Below are 23,705 nucleotides of genomic sequence, written 5' to 3'. Positions count from 1 at the left end.
AAACTATCGCACTGCGTCATTTGCAAAGGTGCGCTTAGCCGGTTAAGAACACAAGTTCGAAAAATTCAAGCCCTACTAAGCGGGCTTACGGGCGGGGCTGCAGCGGTATAAATTCGTTCGTGTCGAAAGCTCGGTGAAAAGACTTTGTCGTGTGCGAGACCGTACGATCAGAACGGCATCGAATGCAGTAGAACTTCATATCAACACGTCAATTCCTCGGCTACGCGAACGTTCGAAGTCGCCACCCGCCTGAAGCAGGCTGATCGAGCCCTTGGCTCGTCCGATCCGCCCTTGCCTGAACCTCTTCCGACACGAAAAAGCGCACCAAGATCGCGCTTCGACGGACCCGCATTACTTAGGCAAACTACGTTATGGAGCGCTGATGTCGTATCTCAAACTTGACCGTCGCACTTTCCTGGGCGCCTCTGCGTCCGCATTACTTGTGGCTCCCTTTCCACAAAACGCACTGGCTACAACGACATACGTACGCCTTGAATGGGAGCAATTCAAGCTGACGCCACAATATGGATCGTTCATCAACGCTCTGCAGACCATGATGGCAAACAAGACGGCTAGCAGTCCCAATTCCTGGCTGTACTGGGCGAACGTGCATGCTAATTACTGTCCGCATAAGATGCCATATTTTTTGGCTTGGCATCGCGGATATCTTTATTACCTGGAGAAGCAGTTGCGGATCGTGTCCGGTGATAACGCTCTGACGCTGCCGTACTGGGATTGGTTTCACACACCAAGCATCCCACCAGAATTCACCGATTCAGCTAGCGGCAACCCGCTTTTCTGCCCGCGGCTAAATAACAATGTGTACTCGTCGCTGGACCTGTCGCCATTCGCCGCCACGACCGTGAATTTTCAGCGCGGGACCGCTAACTCCTTCGAGGAAAAATTCGAAACCGCGCCTCACAATCCGGTGCACAACCTGATCGGCAACGTCATGGCAACAATGCAATCGCCGCGCGATCCTATTTTTTACCTGCATCATGCAAACGTGGATCGCCTCTGGCATGCGTGGGCCTTGCCTGATGGCAGAACCATGCCTGTTCCGACTGCAGCTTACTGGGCAGGCACGTTCACCTATGCAACGGGATTAACCATCAAAAAGTCCGACTGTTATTCGAACCGTCGCACGCTTGGCTACGATTACGCCAACACCAATCGCCCTACCGCGCTTCCGCCGCAGGCAAATGCAGCGCACATTATTCGCGTCCAGGCGCAAATCACACCGCTTCGCTCGCGCCCGGCACTCGTGAGCCTTGCCGCCACACCCGCACGCACGCTTGCCACCGGACGACGCGCGATAGGCGGCGTGAAAGGCTTGGCACTACGAGAAGCATCGGTCAGCGTTCGCGTAACGACGGAAGCGAGTTCGACGCAAGACCTTCAGGATTTACTATCCGCAACGTCGATTGCCTCGTCCACGGACGCTAAGAGCTCATCGGCAACGCAGGCGCTAGCCGTCCCTGCAAGTCGTTATCGGTCGGTCAAGATTGTCTTCGACGGACTCGCCTTGACGCGCGCAGGCGCTGCTGGCGGATACTTCTATAACGTCTATCTCAACTTGCCAGATAAGGTCGACGCCGAAACCGCCAAATCCACCTATTTTATTGGCACGCTCGGTCCATTCGAGATAGCCGGGGCTGCGCATCACGGCGACGTCGAGCTTGAATTTCCCGCAACCGAGGCGCTTGCCAAGATGGGCGCTGGCGCGACCCGAGAGTATGTCGTTTCCTTAGTGCGCGTGAACGGGTCCGAGACGGCAAAAGGCGAGGTCATGACAGTAGGCGAAGTTCGCGTCGAATTAACCAACGACGCGCCGTTTATCGTTCAGCCCGCAGTTTCGCGCAAACCGGGCGATGCATATTAAATGCTTATGAGGCGTCGTGTTTATCGTTCTATTTTTTTAGATGAAGACGCCTCACTTATCCCTTTTTGGGCCGGTTCAGAACCGCCTGGCATGCGTTTGCCGTATGCGCGCAAATTTTGTCAATGCAACTTGCGCGAAGCGCGCTTCCGTACGTGTGTGAGGAGGACCACATTTCCAAAAAACTCTCCCAAGGTAAATTGGGTTCAGCCTCTTCAAAGGCACGATAGGCGTTAAAGCCTGGCTCTGATGTGACATTTAGAGTTCTTTATTTCGAAGGTCACTAATTTGAAAGAAAGATCGTCTAAGACGCGGCGACCAACTAAGGTCAAACGTGTCTTCGTTTGCGCGGTTCCACCGTGCTTAGCCTCGTCTTGCGATTGATCGCCGCTCACGCGTAGCGCGTTTGTGATAGTGCGGCCCGGTTTTAACCGGGCATTCGTAAGCTTTCTATCCTGTTCCACGCTCCGGGAAATACACGTGAAAGACTCCGTCGCCACACATATGCCTGATTTTAGCCACGAGCGCGGCCAGTTATCTGTGCGCGCCATGTTGGCTCTCATGAGAGATCATTACAAGGAAATTCTCCTTGTGGCGCTTGGCGTCACATTGATCGCGGTCGCGTATGCATTTCTCGCCACGCCTCAATATCAGGGCGATGCGGTGGTCAGAGTCGATCCAACGGAGCCCAATGCGCTTGGCATCGCCCTGCAGAATCAGGATGCGCAAGTATTGATGAACCCGTCTCCTGGCGCCGAAATGGCGGTCATGACGAGCCGATCCGTGCTTCAGCCGGTCATCGAAAAATATCGATTCGATGTCGCCGTGATTCCGAAGCAGATCCCTATTATCGGGTCGCTCGCAAATAAATTGGCTACGCCGGGAAGGCCCGCGTCTCCTTGGCTTGGGCTCAGCTCATTCGCGTGGGGTGGCGAGCAACTGCAGGTTGCTTCGTTCGACGTGCCGCATGAACTGGAAGAAGAGAAATTCACTTTGACGGCAGGTGCTGATGGGCATTATCAGCTTTCGGGTCCCTCCGGCGAATTGCTCATTGCGGGCGTCGCTGGCAAGCCGGCCAGCGCCAACGGTGTATCGCTCGATATCAAGAAGATCGTCGCTCGCCCGGGTACCGACTTCACTTTGATCCGCTATAACTCGCGCGATGCCGTAGCGCGTTTCACCGACCTGCTGCAAGTGCAGGACATGGCTAAAGACACGGGCGTCATCGAATTTACATTCCTCGACAGCAACCCTTGGAAAGCGGCTCAAGTGACGAACTCACTTGTCGATCAGTACATTGCCACCGCGGTGGCCGCGAAGCAACGCTCGGACAGCGCCACGTTGGAGTTCATCAATCAGGAATTGCCGAGATTGAAGGCGGATCTCAAGCGCTCGGAACTGGCGCTCAACGAATACCGTTCCAAAGCCAAGGCATTGCAACCGACCGCAGAGTCGCAAGCGTATCTTCAAGGTGGCATCGAACTGCAAAAGCAATATGCAGCTTTGCAGATGGAGAGGACTCAGCTCCTGAATCGTTTCCAGCCGAGCAGCCGCTGGATAGTGAATATCGACGATCAGCTCAACGATCTCAAGCGCGCAATGTCGACGCTGGACACGCGCTTCTCCGAGATGCCGTCCTCCGAGCGCCAGAGCCTCGATCTTGAACGTGACGCCAAAGTTGCCGAAACGATTTACCTTGGAATGGTGCAGAAGTCGGAGCAGCTCTCCGTGCGGCGTGCGAGCTCGACAGGTGGCGCGCATATTGTCGACTACGCCATCACGCCTTTGCATCAGGTCAAACCTAATCGGCTTCTCGTGATTGGTGGCGGTGTGTTTGTCGGGCTCATCTTTGGCGTGTTCTCGGTCTTCATCCGCAAGCACGTCATGACTGGCGTGACTGACCCGTCATACATCGAAGAGCTTAGCGTACCGCTCATCGGTGCTGTCTATTTCAGCCAGCATCAGATGATGTATTCGAAGAGCGCTGCCCAACGGCTCGCCTTGCCTTCCGGCTCATCGAGAATTCCGGGCAAGCGTTCAACTGGCATTGCGGCGCCCTACCGGTCCAAACGTAGAAGCGCTGATCCGTTCCGTGATGATCATCTGGCGTTGCTTGCCGCGCAATACCCGCAAGACCCGGCGGTCGAAGCGATCAGAGAGGTGTGCTCGCCCCTACTCAATGACCTCAGTCATATCCCAAACAAAGTCATCTGTCTGACCGGACCGACACCAGGCGCTGGCAAGAGCTTTATCGCGGCTAATCTCGCGGCAGTGCTTGCGGAGATCGGTCATCGCGTGCTTCTCATCGATGGCGACATGCGTCGTGGACGTCTTGCATCGCTATTCGGTCAAGGCAACGCTGGCGGCCTACATGAAGTACTGCGCGGCGATCGTGATCTACACTCGGTCGTACGTTCTGTAGGCGTGGATGGCCTTTCATTCATGTCATGCGGATCGCGCGGCGCAAATCCGGCCATGCTCTTGATGAAGACATCGTTCGATGATGTATTGAGGGACTTGAGACCGCTCTTTGACGTGATCGTCATCGACACGCCACCGATGCTCGCGGTGGGCGACGCTTCTATCGTTGCAACCAAGGCCGACGCCACTTTACTCGTGCTGCGTTCGGGCTTGCAGAGTGAGAAGGAAATTTCGGAGACGGTCAAGAAGCTTGAGAGATCCGACGCGCGCGTGCTCGGCGCGGTCTTCAACGCTATTCCGATACGCCGTAGCGACAAGAGCTATAGCTACATCATGGCGGACACCGCGGCGGCGGCACAACCGGGCTAAGCAGCGAAGCACATCGCGTTTCTTCTTGCAGCGAATGCTAGCCGCCTTAGCGACTAGCATTCGTCGCTGCCTTGCGCGGCTTGCCCGCGGCATTACAGTCTCTTTGCCTGAATACCTTGACTAACGATCCTTCGATCCCAGAAAGCGCATTTTCCAAGCTATTTGAAAAGCGACGCACGCTTTTGCGACTGGCGTGCCTTAGCGCAGCGCCGGCGCTAAGCGTTCACGCGTTGAATTCACAAGCGCAAGGCAATTGTCCAGCCCTTAGCACCGGACCGCGACGCATTACGGACCTCATCGGCTCGAATGGTTTTCCTCAGACGCCTACCGACATCTGTATGTGGCGCGAAATGGGATTGACTTGGGGCCGTGACTCGGTGGGACCTGGTCAGCCGAATTCTTCAAGCGACGCGATGAACGTCTCGAAGACGAGTCCGGGTTTCGACGTGGACTTGTCGAGCTGCATTTTAAGGAACAATCAAAACGGCGTGCATACGCTGCTCTATCTTGGCTATACGCCGAAGTGGAACGCGAGCGTTGACGGCGATTCGAAATCCGCGCCTAAGGACGTGAGCTATTGGCAGAAATATGTCGAAGCGGCCGTTAGCAAGTACAGCGCGCCTCCGTACAACGTGAAGTATTTCCAGATCTGGAATGAAGCGGCCGGGCGCTTGTCGGGGGGATCGCCGCAGGCGACTTTCTGGCACGGATCGGGATATAACAAGGACCGTAAGCTCTCGTCCAGCTATGACAGCGCCATGCAGGACTATGTAGACAAGATCCATCTCCCGGCGGCAGCCATCATTAGGAAGTACAAAGGCTATGTTGTTTATGGCGGCTGGCCCGATCAAGGCGGCGTGGATTCGTACGTGAAGTGGCTCGAATATCGCAGCGGCACTTACCAGACTCGCATGATCGACAATGTCGATTATCTCGACACTCACTACATGAGCGTCAAGGATCTGGACAGCCTTTACTCGCGTTACGTGCAGCCTGGGACGGTCCGAGGCATCTGGCAGACGGAGATCGGCGACCGCTACATGATCGATCCACATTACCTGCCTCAGTATTTTTTTTCCTTCGCGGTATGGGCGCTTAAGCGCGGATGGGACGATCCGAACAAATATGTCTCGATGATTTATCACTGGGACGGCTACGATCCATTCCGACTCACCAAGCGTGGCACGCCACGTACCTATAACGTCCCCGGCCGCACATTGATCGTTCTCTGCTCGACGCTTCGCGGCACGCTTTCGCCCTATACAGGCCAAGTCACGGCAAGCGACGACAAGAGTCCTCAGGCGCTGTACTCGGACAACGATCTGATCCTCCTGGTGGGCTCTTCCCCAGGACAATCGACCGTACAGTTGAGCGATGGTGGCAAGCTTGCAAGCGGCGGATTGGATGCATCGCTGGTAGATGCGGTTACCGGCGCCGTGTCGACGGCTCAGGTCGAAAAGCGTCAGGGCAGTCAGATCAACGTGAGCTTTTCTACGCCTGCCGCACTCGGCACCGGCGAAAAAAAGCATCTCAGCTATCTTGTTCTGCGGCGTAAGGCCTGAGCTCAAGCATTAAATCAAGGGGACTCAGCATGGTCTACATAACGCTGATTGCGTTGTTGCTGACAGTGACGAACTTCGTGCCGTTAAGCGCGATAGGATTTCTGCCGATCCTTCTTTACGGGTGGCGTTTCTTCGGACGCTCTTACCCTTCGTTCGTCACGCCGCTCGTGGCCTTTGCCGCGTTCGCGACGATATCGACCATATTTTATGATCCCGCTTCTCTCGTCGATTTCGAATTCTATCGTCGCGATGGCAACTTTTACATCTCTTACGCGCCGATACTCGCAGGCTTCTTATACACGCACGACCTCGATCTGAACAAGCTTCTACGCCGCTTCTATATCTTCGCGGTCTGCGTCAACGCTCCGCTTTACGCTTATTATCTGGCACACGCCGGACTGCTCTCGATTCTCAAGCATCCGAGCGATAGCTACGGGAGCTTGTTCATCGCACGAAATGCGGCGGGCGGCTTCCTTGCCATGCTGCTTTGCCTGGGCATTGCAAACTACATGCATAAACCCAGCAAGCCAATGCTTGCGCTCATGGGCGCGAACTTCTTGATGCTTTGGTCGACTTACAGCCGCGGCTCGTTGCTCGGCATCGTGATGATCGTGCCTTACATTGTGCTGGGTCGCAAACGCTGGGTGCTGGCGACCATGATCGCAGGGATGATCCTGGCGTCGCTAGCGGTGGCGCAGTGGCATACGTTACCGCACATCAATTACATGGGCTACACGTTCGCGATCAGCGATCCCGACGAGAAAGTGGCGAATCTTAACATCCGCTATGAATGGTTATGGCCTCGTGCGCTGGCGTACTTCGAGCAGAGTCCTATCGTGGGAATGGGCTTTGGATCGTTCGATGATCGAATAGCCTCATACATCAATTACTTTCACCTATTCGCCCAACCGCTGCGGATCACCACGCATCATAGCGACTCGCATGCGCACAACTCGTACCTCAACTTCCTCGCGGAACTCGGGATCGTTGGACTGGTGTTGATGTTGTCGTTCTACTGGAGACTGACGGGTTGGTGTCAGCGGAAGGCACAGGAATCGTTGCTCTTGAGAGGCTCGCGCGACTTCGTTGCACTTCGCTTCGTGGAGCTTTCTTCGGTCTGCCTGATGGTCATGGCGGCCACGGAACACCGCTTGACGTCGCCATCCAACGTGTTACCGCTGGCGCTTGTGCTGTCTCTCGTGGTGTCGTCTCGCGGACTTTCTATGCGCTTTCTTCGCTCGCGCACGGCGAGAGCGCCGGTCAGAAGCGCGCTCGCCGTCCGGCCGGAACCACAGTGAACTCGACCACTGTGTTTCCGGTCACTAGCGCGGGCAATCAAGCACCAGAGCGCGCTCGGGCGAAGTTGGTGTAGCTCGAGTACACCGGGTTGATAGGCACGCCGTTGGTCATGATGCCAAAGGTGTGATCGCCGCTATCGAGCACGTAGTACATGGTCGACTGGATGTTGTGCGTCTTGCGTGCGTTGTAGAACGACTGCAAGCGCGACTGGACAAACGTGGCGCGGTAAGCATCGGTCTGCTCGGGATTCGCGTTCCACTCGGTGATCATGAAAGGAACACCGTAGCGTGCCTTGCAGTACTGCGGTAAATCGAAGTGAGGTCCCGCGCCGTCCGAACCGATGTCAAACAAGTCGCCATACACCTCGTAGTTGTGCCATGTCGTAATGTCCCAGCGAACCTTGGGATGCCCGCTCGTACCGTCGGGCTGCATGCCGTCCCAAAGTGCATCCGATGCACCGATGTCCGCCACGCAGAAGTTGATGCCGCATTTCGCGTCCGGCTGAATGGCCTTCACACCAGCCATCAGGCCCCGCATGACGCCGCGCATGACGGGCCAGTTCGCGTTGTTGAAATCCACTACGTCCGTACCCGCACGGTTCGAATGCAGCACGGTCTGCGAGCGACGGGTGAGTTCGTTGCCACACTCGTACATGGTCACACCGTGCGGCTTGAGCGCGGCGGCCACAGTCATGCCGGTGTTGTAGGCCGTAGCGTAAGCCGCTGCCTCGCTACCGAACAGATTGCCCGAAGCGTCGGTCAAGCCTTGCTGAACGAGCGCGAGGATTTTGATACCGGTCCCATTCATGGCCGAAGCCATTTTGGCTACGGCGTTGTTCTGCTGCGTGGTGCCGTTACTGCCGAGGCGATACATGGTACAGCCCAAGGCCTTCAGAATAGAGATGGTCTCGGCGGGCGTGTAGCGGTAGTCCCAGTGACCATTCATGCCGAAGAAGGTGCCTGCCGGTGCGGCGACGTCGACGCGCGGGTCGTTACATGCGAGCCACTTGTTCGACCAGACATAGAACTGATTGCTCTTGTTTTTCTGGTAGATCTTGCCGCCCGACCAAAGGAGCATGACGACGTTTGCAATCGACACAGAGGTCTTGTTCTTGTAGACCATACCGCCTGAGAGCGTCCACACGGCTCCCGTCTTATCGATGATCGACGTTCCGTTAGGGATGGTCGTGCCATCCGCTGACGCGTTCGCTGCTGCCTTGGCAGTCGAATCCGGCAAGGCGGAGTCATCCGAAGCCTTTGCCGACGACTCCGGCAGTTCGCCCACACCTCCGCCACCACAAGCGGACAGCATATAGGTTCCGGGCAGCGCGGTCATGCTAGCTAGAAATTTCCGTCGATTAATCATCGTTTCGTACTTCCGCCAAGTCGGGCGGAAAACTCCCTGAGGTTAGAGATGGATGTCTTCGTGCCCCCTTTAAAGAGGACTGCTAACGGATGAACCAAGGTACTTACGCTATCTGACAGCGTGTCGACCTTGGAAGCTCTAAGGATGGTGATCACCGATGCGCGATGCCGGAAATAACGGCCGTTGCGCGGTGACTAACCCTTGCTGCATCAAAAAACTAAGGAACTTCTGACGACTCCGAGAGACACAGTGGTTCCGCGATTTGCAGAAGACATGGCAGATACGCACCTTGTGGAACGCAAACGCTTGCCTTAGAGGTCATACGATAAGAGGATATTACCTAAAATGACACGCCTCGTGAACCCTCGTTCGGTACTTTCTGGAAGAAAAGCAAGAAAAGGGCTGTTCGAATTAGTCTGAGCGGAACAAATGACGCTAGTCAATCGCCGCTTAAGGGCAAATTGTACCTTTTTAATTTTGATGTCGTTGTTGCTAAGTAGATCTTACCTTTTGTTAATTTATTTGGCGTAAGGCCATGTCGGACGGTGGCCTCAGGCGTGAACTCTCATATCGTGGAATCATCGCATCAAAAATTTATCCGAGATTCGACTGTTTATACGAACGTGCGTACGCCAAAATCTGCCTTCATAAACGCGGTTTTTTCCGCTTCTATTTTTTCTTAGCTCAAGCGCTGCATGAGAAATAAAGCGCTCCTCCGTATGGCAAACCCGCATTTCGTTCAATCGAAGCCCTCACGCCCCTAAGTGACCGCCCTATCGAATCGTTACCGACGCATTGATCGGTTCGATGCATTGCGCATCTGTCTCCAGTCCCTGATTGCAAGCGCGCTCGCTTATGCGTGCATGAAGCTGATGGGCTCGACGAGCTTGACTTGGGCCGTCTTCTCTAGTCTGTTCACCCTTCAGGCTAATTTCGACCGCAGTCTCAAACATGGCATCGGTCAGATGATTGGCGCGGTGGCCGGTACGGTTGTCGGTCTGGCGACCCTGCATGTCTTCCCGGATGCCGGCGACGCGATACTGCGGTTAGGCGTCGCCACGCTCGCAACATGCCTGATGTCGTCGATCTTCCCGACGACCAATTACAGCATCGTGGTCGCTGCCGCAATCGCGCTCGAGCCTTCGGCAGGCTTCGCGGGCGCCATGTCGCGTGCGGAGGCCATCGTGTTGGGATCTGCCATCGGCATCGTGGTGTCGGTGAGCGTCTGGCCGCAACTGGCGCGCTCGCGTGCGTTCGGCATCATGGGGGATCTCATCGACGATTGCCGCGCATTGCTGCATGCCTTGCCGATCTTGAGCGCCGTAGAGAACCGCGCATCCGTCGACGCCTTGCATGAGCGCTTTTTACGCCATCTCGTGGACGCTCGCGCGGTCAGTAGCGATGCTCGCGTCAAGGCGCGCTTTCGCGCAGGACCGACGCTCAGTGCGGCGCTGACAGCGTTCGAAACCTTGTGGCATGGGCTGGTACTGCTCGATCGTGTTGGGGAATCGCAATGCAAGGTGCTTCCCGAAGATGAGCGCAAGCTGCTGCGCGAAAGCGTCAACGCAGTAGGCGAATGCGCGAGCGGCTACTTGGAACAACTCGCCGCGTACCTGCGCGACGGCGCCGCGCTTCCACCCAGCGAGCATTTTCTAAAGCCGCTCGGCGATGCATCCGCATCCGTCAAAGCGCGCTTCGTAGAGGCCGCCGAACGTCGTGATGAGGCGTCGCAACAACTGCAGGCGCTGGCTACGCTGTTATTCGCTCTCGAGCAAATCGAGGCGAACCTCAGGAACATAGGGTGGCTTTTGGAAACGAGATTCTAGAACGGCTGTCGAAGCGACCGCTCGATACGAATGCCGTGCCGCTTCATCTTCGCGTAAAGCGCGGGCTTCGATACGCGCAGCAACTTCGCGCAGGTCGTAACATTGAAGCGACATGCTTCGAGCGCATTCTCGATCGCAATACGCTCGGCCTCCTGAAGCGACACTGGCTCTTGACGTGAAGCGTTGCGCGTATCGCTGCCTGGCTGCGCGCTCGTCGTACTGCGCAAAAAAGGCGATACATCCGCAATGCAATCGCCTTCGTTCAAATTCACCATCTTCTCGACGAGATTTTCCAGCTCGCGCACGTTACCGGGCCAAGCGTGAACTTCGAGCTGTTGCAGCGCATGCTTCGAGAGCGATGGCGTCGGCTTGTGCATCCGCGTGCAGTATCGTTCGAGGAAGAATGCCGTCATTGCCGCGATGTCTTCGCGCCGCTCGCGCAACGGCGCAATCGTGATCTCGATTACGTTGCATCGATAAAACAGGTCTTCGCGGAAGGTTTTTTCCCGCACCATGGCCGCAAGATCACGGTTGCTCGCGCAGACGATGCGAACGTCCACCGGAATGCCGCGTGTATCGCCAATACGCGTGACCTCGCGTTCCTGCAACACGCGAAGCAGTTTCGCCTGCACGTCGATAGGCAACTCCGAAATCTCGTCGAGGAATACCGTGCCGCCATCGGCGGATTCGAACTTGCCTGGACGACCATCTCGCGCCGCGCCCGTGAAGCTGCCAGGCGCATGTCCGAAGAGTTCGCTCTCGATGAGCGCATGAGGAAGCGCCGCGCAATTGATTGCGATGAACGGCAGCGTGCTGCGCACACTCGCATTGTGAATGGCCTGCGCGAAAACCTCCTTGCCGACACCGCTTTCGCCCGAGAGTAGGACGTTGGACGCGCCGCGCGCCGCCTTCTTCGCCGCATCGAGCGCGCGCTTCAAAGCGGCACTCGAACCGATCACGCTGTCGAAGGTAAAGCGCGCATGGTTGCCCGCATAGCGTCCCGCCATCTTCCGCACACGACGCATCTCACGGAACGTGTTGACGACAGACACCACTTCCCCGCAGCGGTTCTTGATGGGAATAGCCGTATCCAGTAGATGAAGATGGCGCGCTGGAGAGTCGATGATCAACTCGCGATCCACATAGCCCACGCCGGTGCGAAAGATCGGGCCAATAATCGGCTCGAAGTCGATCACCTCGTTGAGCGTCTTGCCGATACTCGCTTTCGGATCGATGCCGAGAATACGCCCCGCCACCGAGTTGACGTGGCGTAGCACATGGCCCTGCCCGATCACCATCAAGCCATCGCCGATATGGTCGATGATCGCGCGTTGCTCTTCGACGAGCGTGTCGTACACGGCGAGATCAAAGGCGCTTTGGAGAAGCACGTCGAGCGTTGCACCCAGCAGCGTGATGAGGCTTGCAGGCAAGCCCTTGCCGTTGCCGCTTGCGTCAAGCACACGCAATGCAACGAGGAAAACACGTCGCCCATGCGTCTCGACTCGCAGCGCGAACGCTTGCGCAAACGATGCGGCGTGTCCCGCGAGCGTCAGCATCACGCAGCGTCCATCCGACATCGACGTGGCCGCTTCCGCCAACGCGGCAAGCTGCGCGGACGGACAATGCGCAAAGAACGTATCGCGTGTCGCCGCGTCCGCTTTCGTGAATTCGTCGATGCTTTCCAGCACGTGCCCCGCGCGATCCAGCGTGAACAGGCATACCCGTGCTTCGTTTGCGGCAAGCACGCGCGCGCTCGTCCATCTCGTGCTGGCGAGTGCCCCTTCGAGCGTGACGGTATCGGGATCGAGCGCGACGGTGGCCATGTCTTCCTGCAAGCGGTCGGGCAACGTCATCGAATATAGCAGTTCAAAATCCCGCCGCCGCACTGCGATTTTTCAGAGCGGACGCGTCAATCCTTCTGCGCAATCGCAGTGAGCGCGCCGCTGTTCAACTGATACACCGTGACCGGCGCATCGACCCAATCGCCGTTTGCATCGAAGCGCACGGGGCCGAGAATGCTCGTGAACGCCTGCTCGCGCAGCGCTTTGACGTATACCTCGGGCTTCGACGATCCCGTTTTCTGCATCGCGTCCGCGACGACGAGCGTTGCGGCATAGAACGCGGGCGCATAGGTATCGACATCGGCGCTGAACGCACTCTTGAACTTCGTGCGAAAGGTCTTGCCGTCCGGTAACGAGTCGAGCGGCGCGCCGCCTTGCGCACAGAACATGCGCTTGTCGGCGGCTCCGGCCGATAGCTTGTCGAATTCAGGCGAGCAAATACCGTCGCCGCCTACGAGCGTTGCGTTGATGCCGAGTTCGCCCATCTGCCGCGCAAGCGTCGCGGCCTGCGCATAGTAGCCGCCATAAAACACGACCTGCGGATTACGCGACTTGATCTGCGTGAGAATGGCCTTGAAGTCGGTTGCCTTGTCCGTGCTGTATTCACGCGCGACGACCTGCAAGCCCGCCTTCTTTGCGCTGTCGACGAATACATCGGCGACGCCAACGCCATAAGCGGTGCGGTCATCGATTACCGCGGCGCGTTGTGCATTCAACACTTTCGCCGAATAAAGCGCCATGCGGCCACCCATGACGTTGTCGTTGGTCGCGAGCCGGAAGACATAGGGATAGCCGAGGTGCGTGAGTTGCGGGTTCGATGACGCGCCGGTCATCATCACCACGTGCGCATCGTTGTAGATGCGCGCGGCGGGAATGCTCACGCCCGAGTTGTAATGGCCAATGACGGCGGATACGCCATCGTCCACGAGCTTTTGCGCTACGCTCACGCCTACTTTCGGATCGCCCTGGTCGTCCATCGAGATCAGTTCGAAGCGCACGGGCTTGCCTGCAATTGTGAAAGCCTTCGCATTGAGTTCGTCGATGGCAAGCCGTACACCGCGCTCATCGTCCTTGCCGCTTTGCGCCGCGCTGCCGGTGAGCGGCCCTGCCACACCGATCTTAATCACTTCCTGCGCGTATGCCGCGCGCGTTGCGCCGACCACTGTCAATGCGCATGCCATGAACGCCATCGCCAAGTTGAATCGTTTCATATCGTTTCCCCAGTCGCAGTCAATGACAGACCTTCAAGAACGTCCCGTACCGGCGACAGCGTGTCGAATTCGAATCGGGACGTGGCTGCCACGTTCCGAGCGTCTCTCGCGTGCGATTGATCCAGGCCACCGCCATACCAAGAGGCTTTGCTCCGTCGATATCGGCCCAGCTCGCGAGCGAACAATGCAGCACGTCGTGCGCGTTTACCGCCAGGCGGTCGAGCGCGAGCGCAAAGATCGCCTGCGATGGCTTGTAGGCCTGCGCCATCTCCGCTGTCGTCACATGCTCGAAATAGCGTGTGAGCCGCGTGCGCCGCCATAGATCGCTGTCCATGTTGGTGATCGGCATGAGCGGATAGCGCGCCGCAGCCCAATCGAGGAACGGCTCAGCATCGGCGTGTGCCGGCGATGCTTCGACCAGATGCGAGAGGAACACGTCGTTCAGCGTTTCCATCGCATGGCCTTTACGCGCGCCGGGCCAGTGCGTATCGAGGCAATCGGCGAGTGCTTGTTGCGCAACATCGCGATAGCGCGCGTAGGCCTGGCCTCGATAAAGACGCACGTTGCGGATGTCCCAATCGAGATAGATCTGGGAGACAGGTTCGTCTGCCTCGACCGAGATGCGCCGCAGGACTTCCGCCATGCCGAGCGTGCCGCCTTGATCCACATCGACGAGCGTGCCGAAGTAATCGAACGTAAGGGCTTTGGGACTCATTGCGACGTCTTCCTGTTCGCGAAGGCCTTCACGCGCTCGGCGGCATCCGGCAGCGCGAATGCCTCGATGGTGACGGCACTCTCGAGTTCGAGACTGCGAGCCAGCAAGCCCGACAGGTCGCTCGTCACCAGTTTCTTTAGCTTCGATACGGACGTCGATGAGCGTTGTGCGATACGTGCTGCAAGTTCGAGCGCGGTTTCCAGTACGGCATCGCGCGGAACCACGCGATTGACCAAACCCATCGATAGCAGCGTCTGCGCGCTCTGCCTTTCGCCGAGCAACCAAAGCTCCATCGCGCGTTGATGCCCTATCGCCTGAGGCAGCAGATGCGTGACGCCGCCCGTCACGAATTGTCCCCACTCCATCTCGGGAAAGAAGCACACGAGATCGTCCGATGCGACCACGATGTCGCAATTGAGCATCCACTCGAAGCCGCCGCCGACGGCATAACCATGCACCGCGCCGACCACGGGCTTGGCACCGAACATCAGATCGCGTGTGATGCGCTGAATGCGCCCGATATGACTGCGGATACTTTCATCGCTTTCGCTTTGGGCGTCGAACTCCTTGAGGTCGTCGCCCGCGCAAAACGCGCGTCCCGCACCGGTGAGCACGATGACGCGGCATGATGCATCGCCGAGCGCGCCTTGCAGCGCGTCGTGTAGATCGTCGAGCAACGCACCGCCGATTGCGTTCATGCGCTCTGGTCGATTCAACGTGACGATGGCAACCGGTCCTTCCATGTGTAGCGTTACGTCGCTCATGCGAGCTCCTTGTCGATCCAGCGCGTCTTGCCTTCGGTACGCGGAAAATGTTCGAATGGCACCATCGTGACCGTTGCGCTCGCGCCTATGCGATTGCGTACGGCCGCCTCGATGTGATGCGCGGCATCGCCCCAGCGAGCGATATCGAGACCGCTCGCCGCTTCCACAGTCATCGCAATGCGGTCGTAAGGGCCATCGCCCTTGAGCACGATGCGAAACTGTCCCGAGGCCCATTGCGGCAGCGCTTCCACAGCGAGCCGGACGGCACCCGGAAAGACGTTGATGCCGCGCACGTTGAACATGTCGTCGGTGCGACCCGTCACGCGAAAACGCCATGCCGTGCGTCCATCCTCGCCGGCATCGACGGCAGTCACCGTCACCACGTCGCGGGTGCGATAACGCACGAGTGGCTGACATTGCTTGCGCAAATGCGTGCACACGAGCTCGCCCGTGACGCCCTCTTCCATGGGCAAACGCGCGAGTGTCTCCGGATCGATGATCTCCGCGAACACGACATCCGCCGCATGAAACAAGAGGTCGTTGGTCCAGTCCGTCTGTCCGCCAAGAATGCTCAGAACTTCCGATAAGCCGAAGTTCGCATTGCGCACCTTGAAGCCCCACTTGTCTTCCATCGTCGCGCGTAACTCGGGGTTGTCGAGACCTGCTTCGCCGCCGAACAGTCCGAGCTTCAGGCCGAGTTCGCGCGGTGTAGGTCCGCCTGTTTCGCGCAACACTTGCTCGATAAGCGCGGGATACGAAGGCGTACAAGAAATCGCGTTGATGCCGAGACTCAGAATGGAGTCGATCAACATCCGGGTGTTGCCGACGCCGAACGGCGCCACCGTCGCGCCAGTGGCTTCGAGAATGGTGTGATCGGTGAAGCCGCCGGTCCACATGCAATAGTTGAGACAGTGGATCACGCGATCATCGGGGCGCAGACCCGCCGCCCACATCGAGCGTGCGCCGACGCGTGCAATGTCCAATGCATCGCGTGTGCTGTTCGCGAGAATCAAAGGGCGCCCGGTCGTGCCCGACGTGCGATGCAAGCGCGCAATGGCGCTTTCCGCGCAGGCCACGTGATCGCCGAATGGCGACGCACCCTCCTGACTCACGCGCAACTCGTCCTTCTCCGTGAAGGGCAGGTCCTGCAGCGAATCGAGCGTGATGTCGTCGCGTTCGATCCAGCGTGCAAGCTTCGAACGATAGAACGCCGACATCGCACGCAGATACGTCCATTGCGTCGACCAGAGCGCGTCCTGATGACGACGCACGCCGGCTGACGGCAGCGTTTCGAAGGCTTCGTCGAAGTACACGCCATGCGTTGGGGCAGTCACAGCCACGTCCATGTCTTTCCTCGGTTGAGCGGCCTTTGCCGCGAATTCTTCGTTATGGCGGGCACGCTCATGACGAACGGCGCTTCGCGGCGCGCGCCTCGATGACGCTTCTCTCGACGATGGCCCGTGCATGGCTCGCGCTGCCGACGGGGCCGCCGTTATCGGCTGCGACAACGTCGAACCAGTACAGCGCGCCTTCGATTGCACGAAACGTCGCGGTGGCGGAGACATCGGCGCCATGTGGTGTCGGTGCGAGATGATTGAGATGCGTGGTGACGCCCACGGAGAGCTGCCCGTCGCGCAGGGAGTCGCGCATGAGTTCCGCGCAGGCGCGCTCGATAAGGGACAACAATGCGGGCGTGGATAGCACGTCGGGATAGCGCTCATCCGCTTCATGCGCGTGAGCAGAGGCGAGATCGGCGGATGAGACGGTATGCGTAAGCGTGGCGGTTCGGCCTGCTTCGATCATGGACGGCTCCGGTTTGTTATCGGAGCTATCAATGCAAGGGCTGGGCCAATCATGCGAAAGCCCCGGCTGGCGGGACTCGCCGCAAATCGCTGAATGGTCGAAAGGGCTGACCGTAAAGATTCTTAAGTTGCGAATCGAAACGGTCGTCGGCTTTGCTTAACGGGTTTCGATGCGAGATTGTGCGTATCAACGAAGCGGCAGCATCGTCAGTCCGACGATAACCAACGCAGCACCGCCGCCGCGCCGAATCATCATGAGACGGCTGTGGCTCGTGATACGCCGATGCACGGCATGTGTGACGAACGCGTAAGTCGACATCACAGTGAGCACCACGGTTGTATCGATCGCGATGAGCGTGGCGAGTTGCGGCAGTATCGGCGTATGCAGATCGACTAGCTGAGGCACGGCGGCCGCGAAGAAGCCGAGCGTGTTCGGATTGACGAGCGATACCGTAGCGGCCTCAAGAAAGATGCGCAGACAAGGCTGCCTCACGTGCGGCGTCACATGCGTGACCGCGGCTTGTGGGCCTTGTCCACGCATGGCGCGTATGCCGAGCCAGATCAGATAGAGCGCGCCCGCTAGCCGCAGACCGATGACAAGCCACGGCGATGCGTTGAGCAAGGCGCTCAAGCCGAGCATGACGCCGCTTGCCATGACGAAGCGCGAACACAGATTGCCCGAGACCGTGAAGAGCGCGGCATACAGTCCGTGACGCACGGTATTGCGCACGACGAGCATGGCATTGGGGCCCGGGGAGCCCGTGGCGGCGAGCGTTGCAATGGAAAAGGCAAGCCAGGTGGCGGTAGTCACGGCTAGCTCCCACGCGTGGCGTATGCGTCGACGGAAGAGGCTTGAATACGTGCTGACATGCTGGCTCCCGAAACGTTTGCGATGGAAGCCATTGTTGTTCATGCGGATGCGCGCAGACACCCTCCTTGCGTTGGCATCGGATTGGCGGGAGCTGACTCACGACGCGCACTGAAGGCTTTAGCCGCCTTTCTTGCGTGCCGCGACGGTCTTTTTAACCGCGGGCTTACGCGTCGCACGCTTGGGCGTCGTCTTATCGATATCACGCATCGACTTGAGCTCGTCTTTCAACGACGCATGCGCCGTTTCCAGCGCGGCCAGTTTGCCTTGGAGCACGCCGGCATGATGACGGCCGTCGCCAACTTGCGCTTGCAAGACATCGACGGCACGGCGATGGTCCACATCGCGCTTGTCGGCCCGTTTGACCGCCTCGGCCAGTTCCTTTTGAAGCTTGGCCGTGGCGCTGCGTTCGCGATCGATTTCGAGCAGCGCGCGTTTCTCCGATGCTCTCAAACGCTCCTCGGCGCGGCTCGCCGTTTCGCGCAGCTTCTCGAGATCGCGCGAAAAGCCTTCGCGCACCTTGTCCAGTTCTCGGGCGCGTGCGCTTGCTTCGTCGTTGAGCCGTTTGATTTCGGCATCGACTGCCTTTCGCGTGGCCGCGTCTTCGGCGCGTTGCCGCTCCAACTCGCGAATCTCCGCCTGTGCGGCCGACAATGCAACCGTGCGCTGTTCCAGCGTCGTTTCCATGCGCCCCAGTTCCTCGCGCGCCGCAACTACCTTCTGCTCGGCCTCGGCGCGTTGCGCGTCAAGCTCTTCGCGTTGCGTGTTGAGTTCGGCCTGTGCCGACGTAGTTGCGCGCGTCCAAAGCGTGCCGATGAGTTCGCCAGCGGCATCGCTCAAATCCGGCGGCAGGTCCGGATGCTCGATGCGTACCCGGCTCTTCTCTCGCAACTCGGCCCAGAACTCGCCCAGCACCGATGCCGGCGTGCTCATGGTGCCGCGCCGAACCAGGCTGTAAAGGCGATTGGCCGTTGGCGGCACGCCGAATCGAAAGAACAGGAGCGTGCAGACTTCCCGGTAGAGCTCGCGCGTTTTCGGGAATTCGACTTTCAGGCGGTCAATGGCGGCGGCCAGTCGTGTGTCATCGGAGAGCGGTTCGGACATTGCGGTTTGGTCAGTTCTTGGAGGAGCAAGAATATAGCGTAGAGCGGCCGATAATTAACGCTCGCTCGACTGCTTGGCCATATGGACGACCCCGTACTTACCCGCGCCAGCGTTCACACGCCGGTCCGCATTGTTATAATCCTTTCAACCCACGACTAAAACCTAACACCGCACAATAGCCGTAAATCGATGGCCAAACCCGAACGCCTGCGCGTGCTCTCAAGCGCGCTCGAAAAGCAGAACGTGATGCGCTTGCGCGATGCAGCCGCCTTGCTCGGCGTCTCCGAGATGACCGTTCGCCGCGATATCGCAGCGCATCCCGGTCAATTCACTTACCTCGGCGGCTATATCGTCAGCGCGGCGGATTTGCCCAATGCAGCGGGCTATACCATCGAGGAAGAAAAGGACCACTTCGCTCAGGCCAAGGCGATTGCATCGAGCCATGCCGCGCATCTGCTTACCGATAGCGAGACCATCTTCATCGATTGCGGCACCACGCTCACCACGCTCGCGCGGCAGATTCCCACGGACATGCACCTCACCGTCGTGTGCTATTCGCTCAACGTGGCCGAGATTCTGCGCCGCAAGCCCAATGTCCGGCTGATCCTTCTTGGTGGCGTCTATGTGCCGTCATCCGAATCGTTTGCGAGCGATGAAAGCGTCGAGACGCTGAGGCGCATGGGCATCAACAAGGCGTTCATGTCGGCGGGTGGCGTAGATGAAGCGCGCGGTGTGACGTGCTGGAACTTTCACGAAGTGGCCATCAAGCAGGCGGCCATGGCAAGCGCGGTGGAGCGCCATCTCGTCGTCGATGCAAGCAAGCTCGGCAAGGTCAAGGCCGTGCGCTTTTCGCAGATTTCCGAGTTCGACTCGGTCATCACCGAGGAAGGGCAGCGCAGACGCAAGCACGCGTAAAAAAGCCCGCAAAACGCTATGCGGGCTCTCTGCGGCTTCCGAACGACCAACCCACTACTGCCGTCGTCCGAGCGCGAACAACGTCCCTGCGACGAGAATGAATGCGCCGATGATCACCTTCTGCCAAGTGCTCGGCACGCCCACTAGAATCAGCACGCTGTTGATGAGCGTCACGAGCACGACGCCGAGCAACGTGCCCACCACCGTTCCCGTACCACCGGTTATACGTGCGCCGCCCAAAATCACGGCGGCGATCACATCGAGTTCCGTGCCGACCAAGTCGAAAGGATTGGCAAGCCGGTTGGTCGATACATGCAGAATGCCCGCGACGCCCGCAAGCAATCCCGTATAGCCGAACACGAACAGATGGATCGCGCGCAGGTTGTAACCGAGCCGTTCGGCGATGGTGAGACTACCGCCCATCGCGTAGACGCCGCGGCCCATCATCGTGCGATTGAGCAGCCACCATGTGACGACCGCCGCGATCACGAGCGCGAGCACGGAGACCGGCAACACGGCACGCAAACCATCGGACGTGTGATAGAAGAAGAGCGGCAGGCGTCCGAACGTATCCATGCTGTGCGGAATGTTCATGAAGAACTGCGTGCCCACGAAAGTCAGCAACAAGCCGCGATACAAATACTGCGTGCCGATCGTCACGATCAGCGAAGGCGCCTTCAACCGATGCACGAGCATGCCATTGATGATGCCAAGCACGACGCCGCCCAGCGCGCCCGCAATCAGTATCAACGCGAACGGACACTCCGGCCACCATGCGAAGACGGCCTTGGTGATCGAATACATCGTGAGTGCCGCTATCGCCGTGAACGACACGTCGATACCACCCGAAGCCAGCACGACGAGCGTACCCAGCGCAAAGAGCGATACGGTGGTCGCCGAATGCAACAAGTCGAACAACGTGGCGAATTGGAAGAACCGCGGGTTCAGGCCACCCACGATCAGACACGTCACGAGAATCAGACCTAGGGTGAACCACTCGGGATTGCGCATCAGCCGCGCATAAAGACTGCCCTTGCGCACGCGCGGCGCGACGTCGCTCACGGCTTGCGGAACCGGCTCGCTTCCCGTGCGGCGGATGGATTCGCTCATACTCATGCTGCCTCTGAAAGTAACGCGTGATAAAGCTCGGCCTCGCTCAGACGATCCGCGCGATACTCGCTCGAGATCCGGCCCTTCTTCATCATCAAGATACGGTCGCAGTTTTGCAGCAGTTCGGGCAAGTCGTCGCTGATCAAAATGATGCCGATGCCCTCCTTCGAAAGCCGCTGCATGATGCGGTAAATGATGTCCTTCGATCCCACGTCGACACCGACAGTCGGCCCGTGCAGGATCAGCACGCGCGGATCGATGGCAAGCCACCGCCCGATCAACACGCGTTGCTGATTGCCGCCCGAAAGAGATTGCACGGGCTTGTCGACGTCGGGCGTGGCGATCTGCAAGTCCTTCACGGTGCGCTCGGCAAGCTCCTGCGCGCGCTTGCGATCGATCTGACCGAAGCGGTCCCGCAGGCTCGAAATCATCGCGGTCACGACGTTATCGCGAATCGGTTTGTCGAGAAAAAGCCCTTCGTTCAGGCGGTCTTCCGGGACATAGCCTATGCGTTGCGTCTTCGCATCCGCCGGCGTTTGCAGGCGCACGCGCATGCCGTCGAGCGTGACCGTGCCCATGTCGGCGGGCGCGACACCTGCCAGTGCGCGCGCGAGTTCGTTACGGCCCGAATCGAGCAGCCCCGTCACACCGAGTATCTCGCCCTTGTGCAGCTTGAACGATACATCGGCGAACTGGCCTTTGCGTCCGAGCGCCTGCACGTCGAGCACGATCTGCGATGCGCCTTCTTCCCCTTGCGCGCGATAACGCTCGGTTGAAAGATGCTTGCCCGTCATGAGCTCGCTGATCTGCGCCTTCGTATAGTTTTCGATAGGACCTTGCGCCATTTTCTGACCATCGCGCAGCACGATCACTTCGCCGCCGATTGCGTAGCACTCGTCGAGCTTGTGACTCACGAACAGCACGGCGACGCCGTCGGCACGCAAACGCGCGAGCACGGCGATGAGATTGTCCACTTCCTTTTGCGTGAGCGACGTGGTGGGCTCGTCCATGATGACGAACTTCGCTTCGCTGGCAATGGCGCGTGCGATTGCCACGAGCTGCCGCGTGGCGAGCGGCAATTGCTCGATCAAGGTCTTCTGAAAATCCGCATCGCCCGGCAAGCCCACGGCTTCCAGCGCCCGTGCAGCGGTTTCGGCAAGCGCGCGGCGATCGAACGTGCGCGCGAGCTTGCCGTTGTGTTCGGCAAGCTCGGATGTGAGCGCGACATTCTCCGCCACGTTCATGTTCGGCAGCAGCGACAAGTCTTGATAAACGGTCTCGATACCCGCGGAAAGCGATTCGAGCGGCGATAGCCGCGCATGTCTCACGCCTTCGATCACGAGTTCGCCTTCATCGGGCGGTTGCGCACCCGAGATGATCTTGATGAGCGTGCTCTTGCCGCAGCCGTTCTCGCCGAGCAGATGATAGATCTGCCCGCGTTCAAACGAGAGGCTCACGCCACGCAGCGCATAAACGCCTGTGAAACGCTTATGAATATCGACGACTTCGAGGAGCGGTGTCTCTTTGGTCATGGCTTATAGAAAGCAGGCAGCGCGCGGCAATGAACCACGCGCCGCGTACGTCACATCAGAACGGATACTGCTTGTAGTTGGTCTTGTCGACATCAACCCAACCGGTACCGCGCACGATCACACCCTTGCCCGGGCCCTTGCTCACGGTGACTTTGTTGTATCCGGTAATGCCGAGGTCCGTACCGTTGTCGATGGTCTTGCCTTCCACCAACATCTGCGCGACCTTGTTCATTGCGAGACCGGCGAGCTTCGGGTCCCAGAACGCGATGCCGTTGACCGCTCCGCTTTCGAGGAACTTGCCTGCTTCAGTCGGCAGGCCCGTGCCATACACGCAGATCTTGCCGACCTTGCCCGCTTCTTCCACTGCACGGCCAATGCCGATCACATCCAGCGACGACGAGCCCTGAAAGCCCGTCAGATCCGGATGCTTGCGCAGCACTTCCTTCGCGACCTGATAAGCACGCTCGCCGTCGTTATTCGTTTCAAGCTTCGGCTCGACCAGATCCATTTTCGGATACTTGGCCTTTGCATTGCCGATACCGCCATCGGCCCATTGCACTTGCGAGCGGCTGCCGAGCGAGCCCACCAGCACGGCCCACTTACCTTGGCTTCCCATGCACTTCGCAAGACGTTCGTTCAAGCCCGCACCGTAGGCGGTGTTATCGAACGCTTCGATGTCCACCATGGTGTTCTTCGCGTTGTCCGCTTCATGCGTGACGACCTTGATGCCGCGATCCATCGCCTTCTTGAGCGCGGGTTCGAGCGTCGGCGGATCATACGGCACGACTGCAATCGCCGTGACCTTCTTCGCGATCAAGTCTTCGATGATCTTCAACTGTTGCGCGGCATCGGCACGCCCCGGCCCTGTCTGATACACGGAGATGTTCGGATTGTCCTTGCCGAACTGCTTTACGCCTTCGTCCATGCGATTGAACCAGTTGATGCCGGTCACTTTCACGACCGTCACGATGGTCTCGTTGTTCGCAGCTTGCGCGGCTGCAATGGCTCCTGCTGCAAGCGCGATTGCCGTGAGCGCGGTGGTGATTTTCTTGAGTTTCATTGTGCTGTCTCCTTTGCCTCTGTCACTTGGTCTCTTTATGAATCACGGGGAAATACAAGCGT

At 58.6% G+C, this 23,705-nt stretch carries 17 protein-coding genes and 1 pseudogene; 6 read left to right on the top strand and 12 right to left on the bottom strand.

The window, feature by feature from the left end:
• The first annotated feature begins 382 nt into the window (after positions 1 to 382).
• The 4 genes from P9292_RS39060 to P9292_RS39045 all read left to right on the top strand — a co-directional run bounded on the left by P9292_RS39060 (position 383) and on the right by P9292_RS39045 (position 7,529).
• Entirely contained in the window at positions 383 to 1,882 is a 1,500-nt protein-coding gene (locus tag P9292_RS39060; protein WP_244831383.1) for a tyrosinase family protein, read from the top strand.
• Positions 1,883 to 2,359: 477 nt separating this feature from the next.
• Complete coding sequence (locus tag P9292_RS39055; RefSeq protein ID WP_244831382.1) at positions 2,360 to 4,669, top strand: polysaccharide biosynthesis tyrosine autokinase; 2,310 nt, start codon at positions 2,360 to 2,362, stop codon at positions 4,667 to 4,669.
• Positions 4,670 to 4,740: 71 nt separating this feature from the next.
• Positions 4,741 to 6,231 carry a hypothetical protein gene (locus tag P9292_RS39050; RefSeq protein ID WP_309847860.1) on the top strand — a complete coding sequence of 497 codons (1,491 nt, stop codon included), beginning with the start codon at positions 4,741 to 4,743 and terminating at the stop codon, positions 6,229 to 6,231.
• Positions 6,232 to 6,260: 29 nt separating this feature from the next.
• Entirely contained in the window at positions 6,261 to 7,529 is a 1,269-nt protein-coding gene (locus P9292_RS39045; protein ID WP_244831380.1) for an O-antigen ligase, read from the top strand.
• A 37-nt stretch (positions 7,530 to 7,566) separates the two neighbouring features.
• Here P9292_RS39045 and P9292_RS39040 read toward each other — a convergent pair whose 3' ends face one another.
• Positions 7,567 to 8,895, bottom strand: a complete 1,329-nt coding sequence (locus tag P9292_RS39040; RefSeq protein WP_250495270.1) for a hypothetical protein — start codon at positions 8,893 to 8,895, stop codon at positions 7,567 to 7,569.
• Positions 8,896 to 9,659: 764 nt separating this feature from the next.
• Between P9292_RS39040 and P9292_RS39035 the strand changes: the two genes are divergently transcribed.
• Positions 9,660 to 10,721, top strand: coding sequence for an FUSC family protein (locus P9292_RS39035; RefSeq protein ID WP_309964918.1), 1,062 nt, complete (start codon positions 9,660 to 9,662; stop codon positions 10,719 to 10,721).
• Here the strand turns inward: P9292_RS39035 and P9292_RS39030 are convergent.
• From P9292_RS39030 to P9292_RS38995, 8 genes and pseudogenes are all read right to left on the bottom strand, one after another.
• Complete coding sequence (locus P9292_RS39030) at positions 10,718 to 12,544, bottom strand: sigma 54-interacting transcriptional regulator (protein ID WP_309965413.1); 1,827 nt, start codon at positions 12,542 to 12,544, stop codon at positions 10,718 to 10,720. The two genes, P9292_RS39035 and P9292_RS39030, sit on opposite strands and share 4 nt — an antisense overlap.
• A gap of 86 nt (positions 12,545 to 12,630) precedes the next feature.
• Positions 12,631 to 13,773, bottom strand: a complete 1,143-nt coding sequence (locus P9292_RS39025; protein ID WP_309847851.1) for a branched-chain amino acid ABC transporter substrate-binding protein — start codon at positions 13,771 to 13,773, stop codon at positions 12,631 to 12,633.
• Positions 13,770 to 14,488 (bottom strand): annotated as a pseudogene (locus P9292_RS39020) (HAD family hydrolase). The gene P9292_RS39025 and the pseudogene P9292_RS39020 overlap by 4 nt, the downstream one beginning before the upstream one ends.
• Positions 14,485 to 15,252, bottom strand: a complete 768-nt coding sequence (locus P9292_RS39015; protein WP_250495267.1) for an enoyl-CoA hydratase/isomerase family protein — start codon at positions 15,250 to 15,252, stop codon at positions 14,485 to 14,487. The pseudogene P9292_RS39020 and the gene P9292_RS39015 overlap by 4 nt, the downstream one beginning before the upstream one ends.
• Positions 15,249 to 16,598, bottom strand: coding sequence for an AMP-binding protein (locus P9292_RS39010; RefSeq protein WP_309964916.1), 1,350 nt, complete (start codon positions 16,596 to 16,598; stop codon positions 15,249 to 15,251). Before P9292_RS39010 ends, P9292_RS39015 begins: the two co-directional genes overlap by 4 nt.
• A 55-nt stretch (positions 16,599 to 16,653) precedes the next feature.
• On the bottom strand, positions 16,654 to 17,055 hold the full coding sequence (locus tag P9292_RS39005) for a thioesterase family protein (protein WP_244831373.1): 402 nt from the start codon (positions 17,053 to 17,055) through the stop codon (positions 16,654 to 16,656).
• A 186-nt stretch (positions 17,056 to 17,241) separates the two neighbouring features.
• Positions 17,242 to 17,865 (bottom strand): LysE family translocator, encoded by a 624-nt coding sequence (locus tag P9292_RS39000; RefSeq protein ID WP_250468015.1) that lies wholly within the window; start codon positions 17,863 to 17,865, stop codon positions 17,242 to 17,244.
• A 177-nt stretch (positions 17,866 to 18,042) separates the two neighbouring features.
• Positions 18,043 to 19,026 carry a DNA-binding protein gene (locus P9292_RS38995; RefSeq protein ID WP_250510577.1) on the bottom strand — a complete coding sequence of 328 codons (984 nt, stop codon included), beginning with the start codon at positions 19,024 to 19,026 and terminating at the stop codon, positions 18,043 to 18,045.
• A 189-nt stretch (positions 19,027 to 19,215) separates the two neighbouring features.
• On the opposite strand from P9292_RS38995, the gene P9292_RS38990 reads away from it, so the two are divergent.
• Positions 19,216 to 19,941 carry a DeoR/GlpR family DNA-binding transcription regulator gene (locus P9292_RS38990; protein ID WP_244831370.1) on the top strand — a complete coding sequence of 242 codons (726 nt, stop codon included), beginning with the start codon at positions 19,216 to 19,218 and terminating at the stop codon, positions 19,939 to 19,941.
• Between the two features lie 54 nt (positions 19,942 to 19,995).
• On the opposite strand, the gene P9292_RS38985 is transcribed toward P9292_RS38990, so the two are convergent.
• The 3 genes from P9292_RS38985 to P9292_RS38975 are packed head-to-tail and all read right to left on the bottom strand — an operon-like array spanning position 19,996 to position 23,643.
• A complete protein-coding gene (locus tag P9292_RS38985; RefSeq protein ID WP_309964913.1) occupies positions 19,996 to 21,057 on the bottom strand; it encodes an ABC transporter permease in 1,062 nt (353 codons plus the stop codon).
• Positions 21,054 to 22,583, bottom strand: coding sequence for a sugar ABC transporter ATP-binding protein (locus tag P9292_RS38980; RefSeq protein ID WP_244831368.1), 1,530 nt, complete (start codon positions 22,581 to 22,583; stop codon positions 21,054 to 21,056). Before P9292_RS38980 ends, P9292_RS38985 begins: the two co-directional genes overlap by 4 nt.
• Before the next feature lie 55 nt (positions 22,584 to 22,638).
• Complete coding sequence (locus tag P9292_RS38975; RefSeq protein ID WP_250468013.1) at positions 22,639 to 23,643, bottom strand: autoinducer 2 ABC transporter substrate-binding protein; 1,005 nt, start codon at positions 23,641 to 23,643, stop codon at positions 22,639 to 22,641.
• Positions 23,644 to 23,705 lie beyond the last annotated feature (62 nt).

This window comes from Caballeronia sp. LZ001 (assembly GCF_031450875.1).
Lineage (GTDB): Bacteria > Pseudomonadota > Gammaproteobacteria > Burkholderiales > Burkholderiaceae > Caballeronia.
The sequence above is the reverse complement of the archived record's forward strand: the minus strand, read 5'-3'. Positions and strand labels throughout refer to the sequence as shown.